Below are 14346 nucleotides of genomic sequence, written 5' to 3'. Positions count from 1 at the left end.
GCTCACAATGGACTCTCATTCACCGTTGTTATCGAGAGTGCTATGAGTCAAAGCCATTTTTTCGCCCACCTTTCCCGTCTTAAACTGATCAGCCGCTGGCCACTGATGCGCAACGTCCGCACCGAGAATGTGTCCGAACACAGCCTCCAGGTCGCCTTCGTGGCTCATGCCCTGGCCGTGATCAAAAATCGTAAATTTAACGGCAATCTGAGCGCAGAACGCGTCGCCCTTCTGGCGATGTATCACGACGCCAGCGAGGTGCTGACCGGCGATATGCCGACGCCTATCAAGTATTACAATCCGCAAATTGCCCATGAATACAAAAAGATCGAGAAAATTGCTCAGCAAAAACTGATTGAAATGCTGCCGAAAGAATTGCAGGAGGATTTCCGTCCGCTGATTGACGAACACTACTATACGGAAGATGAAAAACTGACGGTAAAACAGGCCGATGCCTTGTGCGCGTACCTGAAATGTCTGGAAGAATTGTCGGCGGGTAATAACGAATTTACGCTGGCAAAAGCGCGTCTGGAAAAGACGCTGGCTGACAGAAAAAGCCCGGAAATGGACTACTTCATGGAAGTCTTTATCCCAAGCTTCAGTCTGTCACTGGATGAAATCAGCCTCGATTCTCCGCTCTGATCGCCTGCTGTGCGTCAGAACGGGAAAAGTACTGGCACCAGAAAAATGCTGACGACCATCACCAGCAGCGTAAAAGGCACGCCGATACGGATGAAATCGCCAAACTTGTAGTTGCCGGGCACCATCACCAGCGTATTCACCGGTGATGAAACCGGCGTCATGAACGCCGCCGAGGCCGCAATCGCGATAATCATGGTAAACGGGTAAGGCGAAACGCCCATCTGATGCGCCGCCGCAATGGCGATCGGCGCCATCAGTACGGCCGTTGCAGTATTGGAAATAAATAACCCGATACCGGCGCAGAGCACAAACAAACTCAGCAGCATCATGTACGGGCCGTATCCTCCGCTCACTTCCATCAGGCCTTTCACAATCAGCGCCACGCCGCCGGTTTTTTGCAGTGCCAGCGCGAAAGGCATCATCCCGACGATCAGCAGCAGACTCGGCCAGTGAATGGCTTTATACGCGCCTTCCATCGTGATGCAGCGGAACTTGCCCATCAGCATGCAGGCAATAATGGCCGCGATGGCATTCGGCACGTCGTCGGTAAGCATTAACGCGACCATCAGCGCCAGGCAAAACAGCGCATGGGGGGCCTGGCTGAGTGCGGGCGCGACTTCATCCACTTCTGCGGGCAGATTCAGCACAATGAAATCATGCATCTGCTGTTGTAGCTGGCGGATGAGTTTCCAGTCGCCAATCACCAGCAACATATCGCCCAGCAGTAAAACTTCATCAACCAGCTTGCCGTCGAGCGCTTCTCCCTGCCGGCGAATGCCGACCACGTTCAGGCCGTAAGTTGAGCGGAACGCCACGTCGCGCAACGTTTTACCTAGCAGCTCGGAGTCTGGGATCAGCGACACTTCCGCCATTCCGACATCCCGTGACTGCTCGGAAAAATACTCACCGCGTAAAACCATCGGCTCAAGCATTTCATCGGTACAAAACTGGCGGACAGAAACATCAGGATCAGCCATATCCAGCAGCAGCACATCGCGGGCACACAGCTCGGTGTTCCCGGTTGCACTGACCATCACACGACGAAATTTGCGCCAGCGTTCAATACCCACCACGTTTGCGCCATAGCGGGAACGCAGATGCAAGTCGTCCAGCGTGCGGCCGACCAGCGGAGATCCGGGACGTACCGTCATCCGCCGCGCACGGCCGGTCAGGTGGTAATCGCGGATAAGATCACGAAAAGTACGACGCTTCCAGCGCTGTTTATCCTGTAAGGCGTCATCGGAAGACAGCCAGCGGCGGGCAAGCAGCATATATCCTACGCCCATTACCAGCACGACCAGCCCCACCGGCGTCACGCCGAAGAAACCAAAACCGTCAAACCCTTCACGGAGTAATTCGCTGTTAACCACCATATTGGGTGGCGTGGCGACCAGCGTCATCATCCCGCTGATAAGCCCGGCAAAACTCAGTGGCATCATCAGGCGGGCGGGAGACGTTTTCATGCGGGCAGAAACGCTGATAACAACGGGGATGAAAATCGCCACTACGCCGGTCGAACTCATAAACGCGCCCAGCCCGGCGACGGTCAGCATCAGTAAAACCAGCATACGGGTTTCGCTGTTACCCGCGACTTTCATCAGCCAGTCGCCCACCTGATAAGCCACGCCGGTTCTGACCAGCCCGTGCCCGACAACAAACAGTGCGGCAATCAGAATCACGTTCGGGTCGCTGAATCCGGCCAGCGCTTCATTGATGGTCAGCGTTCCGCTCAGCACGAAAGCAATGATGACAAGTAACGCCACGATATCCATCCGCAGCGTATTGCGCGCGAACAACACCATGGCGATCACAAGCAGTATCACTACCCAGATTAATTCACCGGTCAAAACAAACTCCTTTTGCGTTGAGATGGCAGGCATAAACTCAGTGAATACCCCAAATAATTCAAATTGCATCAAGGCGGCAACGGAATAAATCCCGGGAGCTTACAAGAGTAAGTGACCGGGATTTGTGAAGGCGGCCAACGCAGAGGCAGTTTGAAGTATGACGGATATTAGGATGGCATAAAAAAACCCCGCTGCTGCGGGGTTTATATCAATTAAAAGGCGTTAATTGTACTTTTTATGCGCTTAGCGCAGGCTGACGGTCACGCCGTTATCGGAAGGATTAAGCAGTAAATCTTTCAGCGAGGAAAGATCGAAATCTACATCTTCGATTCCCGGTGTGTCAGACGGCGCGTTAACCGCAATCACTTTGCAACCGGCCGCAAGACCGGCCATTACGCCCGCCGCGGCATCTTCCACCACGACACAATCTTCCGGCGCCAGCCCAAGACGTTCTGCACCCAGCAGATAAGCATCCGGCTTAGGCTTGCCGTGTTTAACCTGTTCTGCGGTGATGAACACTTCCGGCTCAGGCAAATTCGCGGCTTTATGACGCGCACTGGCCACCGGCATGGAACCCGAGGTCACAATCGCCCACGGAATGTTCATGCGGTTGAGTTCACTCAGAATAAGATGAGCGCCCGGCAGCGCCGTAACACCTTCAGTATCAGTGGCTTCGATCTTTTCCAGTTTATCGAACTCTTCCTGAATCTTTTCTTCGCTTGCGCCTTCCATGAAATGACGTAAAGAAGTGATTGCCTGTTTGCCATGAATAAAGGCCAGAACATCCTGCGGGTTGGCCCCCCAACTGAGTGCCCAGTTAATCCAGGAGCGTTCTACGGCGGGCAGTGAATCCACTAACGTTCCATCAAGGTCGAACAAGAAACCTTTGCACTCCACAGGCAATTCCTCTTTAGTTATCTCAATTTAGGCATTTATGATTTGCGCTATCTCGACGGCGCTCAAATGGTACTGACGAGGACAAGATTGCCAGACGGCCAGCATGCGCTGGTATTTATCCCACATTTTGGTCTGTGCGTTAAAGCCGTGCGTCCCCGCATCAAAATCAGTGTAACGTCCTTCGGTGTTCACCATAAAGCGGACATAGCTTAAATAGCGGGATTCTGTTGCAGCATCAAAACCGAGGAAATCAATACGGCGGCGATCCAAATCCTGAGTGTCTTTCAGGTTAGTCCATGAAACCTGCATCGCATGATGCATTTCCATAATGTTAATTACGGTGCGGCAGGTTTCTTCCGGCAATTCGCCAAAGTCCCTGTCCAGCTCGCGCATTTGCAAACCAAAACCACGTTCGATCACCGTTTGTAACCGGCGATAACGCTCCGCGTTATCGGGGTCCAGCATGGTCATCATTTTATATTGATTCGACAAAATCAGGCGTTGAGCGTTCGTCATTTCCATCGTGAAAATCCTCATGTCTGCATAATGAGCAAAGCATGGCATAGCGCAAAGTTCTGCGAAATCGCAAGCACGCCATTCTTTGATTTGGGTCTGGATCTCATCTGAAATAATCACCGGAGGAGACGTTCCTCCGGTCAAAATGCGGCGTAAACGATGTTAATGACGGGACGGGCAGAATTACAGATCGTCTAAAAAGGTTTTATCAAGCTGCTTGAAAGCCCGCTTGAGTACATCGGCCAGCGACTGATACGTCGGCGTGCCTTCAATCGGGGCTAATGCCTGCCCGGCTTCGACAAGTTTATTGCGCACATCGTGGAACCAGCTCATCAGCGTCGGCGGCAGCGGCGTCAGGGAACGACGGCCAAGCCACCACAACCCTTGCATCGGCAGGCTACAGGCAAAAATAGCGGTCGCCACGGCCGGGCCCAGTTGTCCGCCCATGGCAATTTGCCAGCTCAGCGTGAAAACGGCCACGGCGGGCATAACGCGTACAGCAAATCGGGTGGCACTGGAAATCCGGTTCTCAGGGAATACCGGAGCCAGACGCTTATCTGACGGCCATGTCTTCATGTAGTGCTGCCCGCGCTGGAAAACCTGGAACCAGCCTACGGAGCCTGTTGGCTTACTCGTCATAGATGCACCTCAACTTCACGTATAAAATTTAAAAAATATTTGTAAAACACAAACTGGAGTTTACCACGATAAAATATATTTTGTTTTTGCTGGCACCTGTCGGTATTCTATCGCAGCCTTGCATACCTCTCAGCCGACAAGGTTAATATAAAGTTGGGGCGGAAACGCGAAATTGCAATGTTTTCTCCCTACATTAAGCATAGTGCCTTGCGTCGGGTGGTTTTGTAATTAGTTATTGTATTTTTTGTTAGTGTTTTTACTTATTAGCAACATTCTGAAGAAGCATAACAGGAACGTTTTCGTCTGCAAGACGGACGTTTCACCGTTATCCGGGAGATTAAAAAATCTGTTCCCCGCGATTCTTCAGCTTTTTCATCGTCATGCCTGTTATGGCTCTCTGGCATGATGTTAATCATAATTGTCACCGCCATTATGCGCTACGCTTGATGTCAGACTGACGATTTATTAACCACGTGTATTGTTTTTTTTAAACAGCACCAACAATAAATAGGTACTTCCATGTCGAGTAAGCTTGTACTGGTTCTTAACTGTGGTAGTTCTTCCCTTAAGTTTGCCATCATTGATGCAGCAAACGGTGAAGAACACATTTCAGGTTTAGCCGAATGTTTCCATCTGCCAGAAGCACGCATTAAGTGGAAAATGGACGGTGGCAAAGAAGAAGCCGCTTTAGGTGCGGGTGCCGCACACAGCGAAGCGCTGAAATTCATCGTTAACAATATTCTGAGCAAAAAACCTGAACTGTCTGCTGAGCTGGTAGCAATCGGCCACCGCATCGTTCATGGCGGCGAGAAGCTGACTAAATCCATGCTGATCAACGACGCGGTGATCGAAGGTATCAAAGAATCTATCCCGTTTGCACCGCTGCATAACCCGGCTCACCTGATCGGTATCGATGAAGCACTGAAATCTTTCCCTAAACTGGCTGACAAAAACGTTGCTGTCTTCGACACCGCGTTCCATCAGACCATGCCTGAAGAATCTTACCTCTACGCGCTGCCGTACAGCCTGTATAAAGATCACCACATCCGTCGTTACGGCGCACACGGCACCAGCCACTTCTATGTGACTCAGGAAGCCGCGAAAATGCTGAACAAACCAGTGGAAGAAGTGAACCTGATCACTTGCCACCTGGGTAACGGCGGTTCTGTCAGCGCAATCCGTAACGGTAAATGCGTTGATACTTCTATGGGTCTGACCCCGCTGGAAGGCCTGGTCATGGGTACCCGCAGCGGTGACATCGACCCGGCAATCATCTTCCACCTGCATGATTCTCTGGGCATGAGCGTTGATCAAATCAACAAAATGCTGACCAAAGAATCCGGCCTGCTGGGCCTGACTGAAGTCACCAGCGACTGCCGTTATGTTGAAGATAACTACGCCACCAAAGCTGACGCTAAACGTGCAATGGACGTGTTCTGCCACCGTCTGGCGAAATACATCGGTGCGTATACTTCACTGATGGAAGGCCGTCTGGACGCTATCGTGTTCACCGGTGGTATCGGCGAAAATGCGGCAATGGTTCGCGAACTGTCTCTGGACAAACTGGCTCTGCTGGGCTTTGAAGTTGACCACGAGCGCAACCTGGCTGCACGCTTTGGCAAATCCGGTGCTATCAACAAAGAAGGCACCCGTACCGCTCTGGTTATCCCAACCAATGAAGAGCTGGTCATTGCACAAGACGCCGCGCGCCTGACCGCATAAAACGACCCTAAACTGCCAGCGCAAGCTGGCAGTCATTTTTCTACTATCATCAAAGGCAAACGCCGCCCGTTTGGACGCACCGCGCAGGATAATCATCGCGCTTATGCTGATCATTATCCCCTCTGCACAAACCTGCGAATGTTCTTGCCTGGCAACCGTCAAAGAGGTTTAGCCGTGTCCCGTACAATTATGTTGATCCCAACAGGCACCAGCGTAGGTCTGACCAGCGTCAGCCTGGGTGTGATCCGTGCAATGGAACAAAAAGGCGTCAGCCTGAGCATCTTCAAGCCTATCGCGCAACCGCGCACCGGCGGTGATGCACCAGACCAGACCACCACCATCATTCGTGCTAACTCCACCGTGACCGCAGCGGAACCGCTGAAAATGAGCCACGTTGAAACCTTGCTGAGTTCAAACCAGCAAGACGTGCTGATGGAAGAAATCATCGCGCGTTACCACGAAAACACCAAAGACGCTGAAGTCGTTCTGGTTGAAGGCCTGGTGCCTACGCGTAAGCACCAGTTCGCGAATGCCCTGAACTATGAAATCGCCAAAACCCTGAACGCAGAAATCGTCTTCGTTCTGGCGCTGGGTAACGATTCTCCGGCACAGCTGAAAGAGCGCATCGAACTGGCGCGCAGCAGCTTCGGCGGCAGCAAAAACAAAAACATCACCGGCGTTATCATCAACAAACTGAACGCACCGGTTGACGATCAGGGTCGTACACGGCCTGACCTGTCTGAAATCTTTGATGATTCCACCAAAGCCAGCGTTGCCAACGTTGACCCGACTCAGCTGTTTGCCAACAGCCCGCTGCCGGTTCTGGGTTGCATTCCGTGGAGCTTCGAGCTGATTGCCACCCGCGCAATCGACATGGCGAAACACCTGAATGCCCGCATCATCAACGAAGGTGATGTCAAAACCCGCCGCGTAAAATCCGTGACTTTCTGCGCACGCAGCATTCCTCATATGCTGGAACATTTCCGTCCGGGTTCACTGCTGGTGACTTCCGCAGACCGTCCTGATGTGCTGGTTTCAGCCTGTCTGGCCGCGATGAACGGCGTTGAGATTGGCGCAATCCTGCTGACCGGCGGTTATGAAATTGATGACCGCATCAACCAGCTGTGCGAACGTGCTTTCCAGACTGGCCTGCCGGTCTTCATGGTAGACACCAACACCTGGCAGACGTCCCTGAGCCTGCAAAGCTTCAATCTGGAAGTGCCTGCAGACGACCATCAGCGCGTTGAGAAACTGCAACAATACGTGGCTTCTCACATCAACGCTGACTGGATTAACTCCCTGAGCGCGCACTCCGAGCGTTCACGTCGTCTGTCTCCTCCGGCCTTCCGTTATCAGCTGACCGAACTGGCCCGCAAAGCCGGCAAACGTATCGTTCTGCCAGAAGGCGACGAGCCACGTACCGTGAAAGCCGCAGCGCTGTGTGCTGAACGCGGTATCGCGGAATGCGTTCTGTTGGGTAACCCTGACGAGATCAAACGCGTTGCAGCCGCTCAGGGCGTGACGCTGGGTAAAGGCATCGAAATTGTTGATCCGGTTGCTGTACGTGAAGAATACGTTGCCCGTCTGGTTGAGCTGCGTAAAAGCAAAGGCATGACCGAAGTGGTTGCCCGCGAACAGCTGGAAGACAATGTGGTTCTGGGCACACTGATGCTCGAACAGGGTAACGTTGACGGCCTGGTTTCCGGTGCTGTCCACACCACCGCAAACACCATCCGTCCACCGCTACAGCTGATCAAAACTGCACCGGGCAGCTCACTGGTTTCTTCCGTGTTCTTCATGCTGTTGCCTGACCAGGTTCTGGTTTACGGTGACTGCGCGATCAACCCGGATCCAACAGCTGAACAGCTGTCAGAAATCGCAATCCAGTCTGCGGATTCCGCGGCTGCATTCGGTATCGAGCCGCGCGTTGCGATGATCTCCTACTCCACCGGCAACTCCGGTGCAGGCAGCGACGTTGAGAAAGTGCGTGAAGCGACCCGTCTGGCGCAGGAAAAACGTCCTGACCTGATCATCGATGGCCCGCTGCAATACGACGCCGCTATCATGGCTGACGTAGCGAAATCCAAAGCACCAAACTCACCGGTTGCAGGTAAAGCTACCGTGTTCATCTTCCCTGATCTGAACACCGGTAACACAACTTATAAAGCGGTTCAGCGTTCTGCGGATCTGGTCTCAATCGGGCCGATGTTGCAGGGTATGCGCAAACCGGTTAACGACCTGTCCCGTGGCGCACTGGTTGACGATATCGTCTACACTGTTGCCCTGACTGCGATTCAGTCTGCTCAGGCAGAAGCGGCGGTTCCGGCTAAATAAGCCAGACCCTCTGAACGCAAAACGCCGGTCTTGATGACCGGCGTTTTTTTTGGCACAAAGGAAATTACAGCAACGCTTTTGCGGCTTCCAGAATATGTTCCGCCGTCAGGCCATATTCCTGCTGTAAAAATTCCTGTGTTCCCACCTGACCGTAACGCTCTTTCACGCTGACACGGCGCATCGGTACAGGGTGATTCTCTACCAGCACTTCGGCTACCGCCGATCCCAGACCGTTATGAATACTGTGGTTCTCACAGGTCACGATTTTGCCCGTTTTCGCGGCGTACTTAATGATGATGTCTTTATCGATAGGTTTGAGTGTAAACATGTCGATCACCGCGGCGCTGACACCTTCGCGCTCCAGCATTTCTGCCGCCTTCAGCGCTTCCGCCACCATAATACCGTTGGCAATCAGCGTTACATCGCTGCCGTCGCGCAGCAGATTTGCCTTACCAATGGTGAATGTCGAACCTTCCTTGTAAACCTGCGTGGCCTGTTTGCGAATAGTCCGCACCCAGTAAAAACCTTTCAGATCCATCAGCTGCAACAGGATATTGCGGAACATCACCGCGTCGGTCACTTCCATCACCACCGAGCTTGCCAGCCCGCGCACAATGCCCATATCTTCAAAAGACATATGCGTGCCGCCGTTGTGGCAGGCGCTGACGCCCGCATCCGAGGCGATGATTTTGACGTTATTCTTCTGGTAATCCAGCGACATAAACAACTGGTCGAAACAGCGGCGGCTGGCAAAAGCGGTAAACGTATGCACAAACGGCACGCGTCCGGTCAGCGATAAACCGGCCGCAACGCCAATCACGTTGGCTTCCATGATGCCGCAGTTAATCACGTGTTCCGGGTGGTCTTTATGCACGCCGTCCATTGCCATCGAGCTCATCAGATCCGCTTCCAGCGCGATAATCGGTGTGTTCTCGACAATCTTCTCGCGCACGGTATTGGCATAGACTTTACGCATCTCAACCGCATCTTTCTGCAATTCCAGCGTGACTTCAAACATGGGCGGCCTCCAGCTCAGCAATAGCGTTTTCAATTTCCAGTTTTACATCAGGCGTTAAGCGCAGGTGATGGGAGTTCGCCAGTTGCTCAAGATACTTCACGCCCTGCCCTTTTATGCTGTCGAGGATCACCACCAGCGGACGCTGTTCTGCATGGCGAATCGGCGTAACGGCTTCACTGATAGCCACCACGTCATCACCTTTAATGGTCTGAACATCAAATCCAAATGCGCTGAATTTTCCTGCCAGATCAAACGGCTTAATCACTTCGTCCAGCGTGCCATCGAGTTGCTGTTTGTTGTAATCAATGAACAGCGTCAGGTTGTGCAGATTGTGGTGAGCGATGAACTGGAAGGCTTCCCAGCACTGTCCTTCATTGAGTTCGCCATCGCCAAGGATGCAGAAAACGCGGTTGGAACGGCCTGCCAGCTTATGGGAAAGCGCCATGCCCGCCGCGATGGAAACGCCCTGCCCGAGTGATCCGGTTGTGGCATCCACACCCGTGGTGCGCAGACGATCCGGATGACTCGGCAAACGGGTGCCGTTTTGGTTCAGCGTTTGCAACTCACTGACCGGGAAATAACCTTTCAGCGCCAGCGTGGCGTACAAAGCCGGGCCAGCGTGGCCTTTGGAAAGCACGAAATAATCGCGCTCCTGCCAGTCCGGTTTATCCGGGTCGATACGCATCACATCACCGTACAAAACGGCCAGCGTTTCCACCACTGACATACTGCCGCCATAGTGCCCGAACCCCAGACCGGTCAGCATTTTCAGCGTCTCGATGCGGATATGGCGGGCCAGTTCACGAACCTCCTGGACATCTTTCATCTTGATGGGTCCTTATTTTAGTGAGCACTTATCCTGGCCTGTTATTGCTAACAGGCAGGACAGTGTTTCCCGGATGGATTTAAGAAACGTATTGATGCAGGGAATTACTTCTCAGTGACTTCTTTATCAGCCACCGGTTTTTTGCCGAGATAGTTCCAGGCAACCAGTACCGCGAAGATGCCGACAATCAGCGCCATGATGCCTTCCTTCGACATGAAGCGGGCCAGATTACCCAGCAGAATGCCGATAACACCGAAGTCCGCATCAGAGAAGGTCGCGTTGGCAAAGCCCAGCGCGCCAAGCACCGGTAACAGCAGAACAGGCAGGAAAGTAATCAGCACGCCGTTGGCAAATGCACCGACCATCGCGCCGCGGCGACCACCGGTTGCGTTACCAAACACGCCCGCCGTTGCACCGGTGAAGAAGTGCGGTACGACGCCCGGCAGGATCAGCACCAGATGCATCTGGCCTAACAGGAACAGACCGACCAGACCGCCGAGGAAACTGAACAGAAAACCAATCAGCACGGCATTCGGGGCGTACGGATACACAACCGGGCAATCCAGCGCCGGGCGGGCATTCGGGACCAGTTTTTCGGAGAAGCCGACGAACGCCGGAACGATTTCCGCCAGAATCAGGCGCACACCTTGCAGGATGATGAACACACCAGCCGCAAAGGTAATCGCCATGATGATGGAGTACACCAGATAGTTCTGGCCTGCGCTGTAGGTTTGCTCGACGAAAATCTGCCCGGCAAATACCGCCATAATCAGGTAAATGATGATCATGGTCAGCGAGATGGAAATTGAGCTGTCGCGCAGGAAGCTGAGATTTTTAGGCAGGTTCATTTCTTCGGTTGAGCGTGAACCCTTCCCGACTTTGCTGCCGATCCAGCCCGATAACACATAACCGATGGTGCCGAAATGGCCGAATGCCACATCGTCGCTGCCGGTGATTTTGCGCATATAACGCTGCGCCAGTGCCGGGAAGAACGCCATGATCAGACCCAGCGTCAGGGAACCGGTGAAGACCAGTGCAACTCCTTCAAAACCGGCAACGGTCAGGATAACGCTGATCATACAGGCCATGTAAAATGTGTGATGTCCGGTCAGAAACACATATTTCAGACGGGTAAAGCGCGCCACAACCAGGTTTGCCACCATACCGAACGCCATAATTAAGGCCGTCGGCGCACCAAACTTCTCAAGTGCGATGGAAACAATGGCTTCGTTGTTTGGAATAATACCCTGGATATTAAAAGCGTGTTCAAACATGCCGCCGAGTGGATTTAATGCGCCCACTAATACGGTCGCACCGCCGGCCAATACTAAAAAGCCCAGTATTGTTTTAACGGTTCCCTTGACGACATCTGAAAAGTTTTTCTTTTGCGCAACCAGGCCAATTAATGCAATAAGCCCGACCAGCACAGAAGGCACTTTTAATATATCAACCACAAACTTGAGCGTCTCTTGGATAAACATATCAACCTCGTTATTCCCCGTCATACTTCGAACTGCAGATGCGTTGACTGCGTTCACTCACTCGAATCACTTACAGTAGTAAGCTCATCGGGATTCCTTCACTTGCCGCCTTCCTGCCATTCGAATTATTTAGGGGAAATATTAATTTTATTAGTCAGGTATTTTCAGTGCCAATCAGGATATTGGGTGTTTTTCAAAATGCGCAATCAGTTTAGTTTCAAGTTCATTAATATCAATAATATTCGTAATGACCACGAGCTGGTTTTCCGGAATACTGGCGCTGGCGGCAATGTCCTTCGCCATGACAAACAGATCCGCTTCACCCGGGATAGCGGATGACAGATCGGAGTGCTGAACATCGGCCTGGATGTTTAATTTCTTCAGGACTTTCTTGATATTCATTTCAACCATAAAGCTGCTGCCTAAACCGGAACCGCAAATCGCCATAATCTTCATAAATTCACCTGATTTTTATCTGTTTTGAAAGGCGTAAGGTACACGTATCCGCTACGCAGGATAATGCATATGAAAAACACTATTTTTCTGAGAATGAAATCGTCAGCCTGTTAATAAGCGAAACAACACTTAACCTAAATTAATAACGGGCGATGACTTCCTGTATTTCATCTATGGCTTTGGCCCGGAATATTTTCTGCATATCTTCTTCGCTGGAGAACAATTCCGCCAGTTCGGAAATAAGCTCAATATGACGGTGCTTATCGGGTGCAGATAACATCACGACCGTATACACCGGGTCGTTATCTTCCGAATTAAATTTCACCCCGTGCGGCAATGTCAGTAAAGACAATCCTAATCCGTTAGCGCCCTCTTCCGGCCTGGCATGTGGCATCGCAATGCCGGGTGCCAGAACAAAATACGGGCCCAGTTTTTCACGCTGAGCAAAAATTGCCGTCAGATAGTCGGGGGTAATCGTCCCCTCTTTCAGCAACGGTTCAGCGCTCACTTCCACGGCCTCACGCCAGTCTGTGATATCTGTTCTGATCTGAATCCTCTCAGAAGTCAGCCAATCATTCAGCATAGTTATGGCTCCGGTTTATTTTTTTAAGATGGCAGGTCGAATTTCCCCCAGACACCACCAACGATCCAGACTCTACTTCAGCGGTAGCGTTAACATCTGTGATACAACTCACAAAGATAGCGCTACCAAACTTCTATCATTGAGATCTGTGATAGCGCTATCAAAAATAGTCCCGTCGCGGAACCATCAGCCCGCTGGCCGTACAAATAACGGTATACTTTGTCTGGAAATTGCCGATAATTTACCGAATTCTGCCGTGGTTCCTGTTCGATACCGGTCCTGCTGCGGCCTGTTTTTTTCGCTATGCCTGCGGGTATAATTTGTGCGCAAGATGCGCAGTCAGGATCGTGAATGTCCATTAACAAAAAAAGACGCAGTACCGGAAGAGTGACGCTGGCCGATGTCGCGCAGCTTGCGGGCGTGGGAAGCATGACCGTTTCCCGCGCGCTGCGAACGCCGGAACAGGTCTCCGATAAGCTGCGGGAAAAGATTGAGGAAGCGGTCAGTCAGCTGGGATATCTGCCCAATCAGGCCGCCAGTTCGCTGGCCTCCGCGTCCTCCAATACTATTGCGATGATTGTGCCAAGCCTTTCTGAATCCGGTTGCGCCGAGATGTTCGCCGGTCTGCAAAAAGTACTTCAACCTGCCGGATATCAGATCATGCTCGCCGAGTCTCAGCACCGGATCGAGCGTGAGGAAAAGCTGCTGGAAACCCTGCTCTCTTATAATCTGGCGGCCGCCATTTTGCTGTCCGTCGAACACTCCACCAACGTGCGCCAGTGGCTGGATAATCTGGCCATTCCGGTTCTTGAAATTGGTGCGCTGACCGACTCCCCGATAGACATGAACATTGGGATTGATTACGTCGAAGCCATGTTCCAGCTCACGCAAACCGTGGTGGCAAAGGGGTATCAGAACATCGGCATGCTGTGTGCCAATCAGGAACAATGGATTTTCCAGCAACACCTGCAAGGCTGGCGTAAAGCGATGCTCAGGGCGCACATGTCGCCGCACCGCGTGATTAACGCCGCCGAACCGGCCTGCTTCTCAACCGGCGCACAACAGTTGCCGGAATTTCTGCTCGCCTGGCCGGAAATTGACGCACTGGTGTGTGTTTCCGACGATCTGGCCTGCGGCGCACTGTACGAATGTCAGCGCCGTCGCATCAAAGTGCCGGACGATCTGGCCGTTGTCGGATTTGGTAACGCAGATGTGAGCAAAGTCTGCCAGCCGCCGCTGACCACGATTGCCATTCCGCACAAAGAAATTGGGATACGCGCCGCGCAGGCACTGCTGGCGAGGATTAATGACGAAGAGTGGGAAGAAGTGACGATCGCATCGTCATTGTGTAAGCGGGACAGTTGCTAGAAAAGTGGCGGACGACT

Annotated in this window: 13 protein-coding genes; 4 read left to right on the top strand and 9 right to left on the bottom strand. The window is 52.4% G+C overall.

Annotated features, from left to right (window positions below; genetic code table 11):
- Nucleotides 1-42: 42 nt before the first annotated feature.
- Nucleotides 43-642: a 5'-deoxynucleotidase gene (yfbR, locus tag IV433_RS25500; RefSeq protein ID WP_152324371.1), complete on the top strand. Its 600-nt coding sequence runs from the start codon at nt 43-45 to the stop codon at nt 640-642.
- 14 nt (nt 643-656) lie between these two features.
- Here yfbR and IV433_RS25495 read toward each other — a convergent pair whose 3' ends face one another.
- From IV433_RS25495 to yfbV, 4 genes are all read right to left on the bottom strand, one after another.
- Nucleotides 657-2489 carry an SLC13 family permease gene (locus IV433_RS25495; protein WP_195816368.1) on the bottom strand — a complete coding sequence of 611 codons (1833 nt, stop codon included), beginning with the start codon at nt 2487-2489 and terminating at the stop codon, nt 657-659.
- Nucleotides 2490-2732: 243 nt separating this feature from the next.
- A complete protein-coding gene (locus IV433_RS25490) occupies nt 2733-3386 on the bottom strand; it encodes a sugar phosphatase (protein WP_195816369.1) in 654 nt (217 codons plus the stop codon).
- 27 nt (nt 3387-3413) lie between these two features.
- Nucleotides 3414-3908 (bottom strand): YfbU family protein, encoded by a 495-nt coding sequence (locus tag IV433_RS25485; RefSeq protein WP_165058299.1) that lies wholly within the window; start codon nt 3906-3908, stop codon nt 3414-3416.
- 177 nt (nt 3909-4085) lie between these two features.
- A complete protein-coding gene (yfbV, locus tag IV433_RS25480; protein WP_104921265.1) occupies nt 4086-4541 on the bottom strand; it encodes a terminus macrodomain insulation protein YfbV in 456 nt (151 codons plus the stop codon).
- A gap of 519 nt (nt 4542-5060) precedes the next feature.
- On the opposite strand from yfbV, the gene ackA reads away from it, so the two are divergent.
- Complete coding sequence (gene ackA / locus IV433_RS25475) at nt 5061-6263, top strand: acetate kinase (RefSeq protein ID WP_195816370.1); 1203 nt, start codon at nt 5061-5063, stop codon at nt 6261-6263.
- Between the two features lie 189 nt (nt 6264-6452).
- On the top strand, nt 6453-8597 hold the full coding sequence (gene pta / locus IV433_RS25470) for a phosphate acetyltransferase (RefSeq protein WP_193333090.1): 2145 nt from the start codon (nt 6453-6455) through the stop codon (nt 8595-8597).
- A gap of 64 nt (nt 8598-8661) precedes the next feature.
- On the opposite strand, the gene IV433_RS25465 is transcribed toward pta, so the two are convergent.
- The 5 genes from IV433_RS25465 to IV433_RS25445 all read right to left on the bottom strand — a co-directional run bounded on the left by IV433_RS25465 (nt 8662) and on the right by IV433_RS25445 (nt 12961).
- Nucleotides 8662-9615, bottom strand: coding sequence for a transketolase family protein (locus IV433_RS25465; RefSeq protein WP_195816371.1), 954 nt, complete (start codon nt 9613-9615; stop codon nt 8662-8664).
- A complete protein-coding gene (locus IV433_RS25460) occupies nt 9608-10441 on the bottom strand; it encodes a transketolase (protein ID WP_195816372.1) in 834 nt (277 codons plus the stop codon). Before IV433_RS25460 ends, IV433_RS25465 begins: the two co-directional genes overlap by 8 nt.
- Nucleotides 10442-10545: 104 nt before the next feature.
- Nucleotides 10546-11922 carry a PTS ascorbate transporter subunit IIC gene (locus IV433_RS25455; protein ID WP_165058307.1) on the bottom strand — a complete coding sequence of 459 codons (1377 nt, stop codon included), beginning with the start codon at nt 11920-11922 and terminating at the stop codon, nt 10546-10548.
- Between the two features lie 174 nt (nt 11923-12096).
- Nucleotides 12097-12378, bottom strand: a complete 282-nt coding sequence (locus IV433_RS25450; protein WP_195816373.1) for a PTS sugar transporter subunit IIB — start codon at nt 12376-12378, stop codon at nt 12097-12099.
- A 139-nt stretch (nt 12379-12517) separates the two neighbouring features.
- Nucleotides 12518-12961, bottom strand: coding sequence for a PTS sugar transporter subunit IIA (locus IV433_RS25445; RefSeq protein ID WP_195816374.1), 444 nt, complete (start codon nt 12959-12961; stop codon nt 12518-12520).
- A gap of 351 nt (nt 12962-13312) precedes the next feature.
- Here IV433_RS25445 and IV433_RS25440 point away from each other — a divergent pair, with 351 nt between their 5' ends.
- Entirely contained in the window at nt 13313-14329 is a 1017-nt protein-coding gene (locus IV433_RS25440) for a LacI family DNA-binding transcriptional regulator (RefSeq protein ID WP_195816375.1), read from the top strand.
- Nucleotides 14330-14346 lie beyond the last annotated feature (17 nt).

Source organism: Rahnella laticis (genome assembly GCF_015644585.1).
Classification (GTDB): domain Bacteria; phylum Pseudomonadota; class Gammaproteobacteria; order Enterobacterales; family Enterobacteriaceae; genus Rahnella; species Rahnella laticis.
This window is presented reverse-complemented; position numbering and strand designations above follow the sequence as displayed.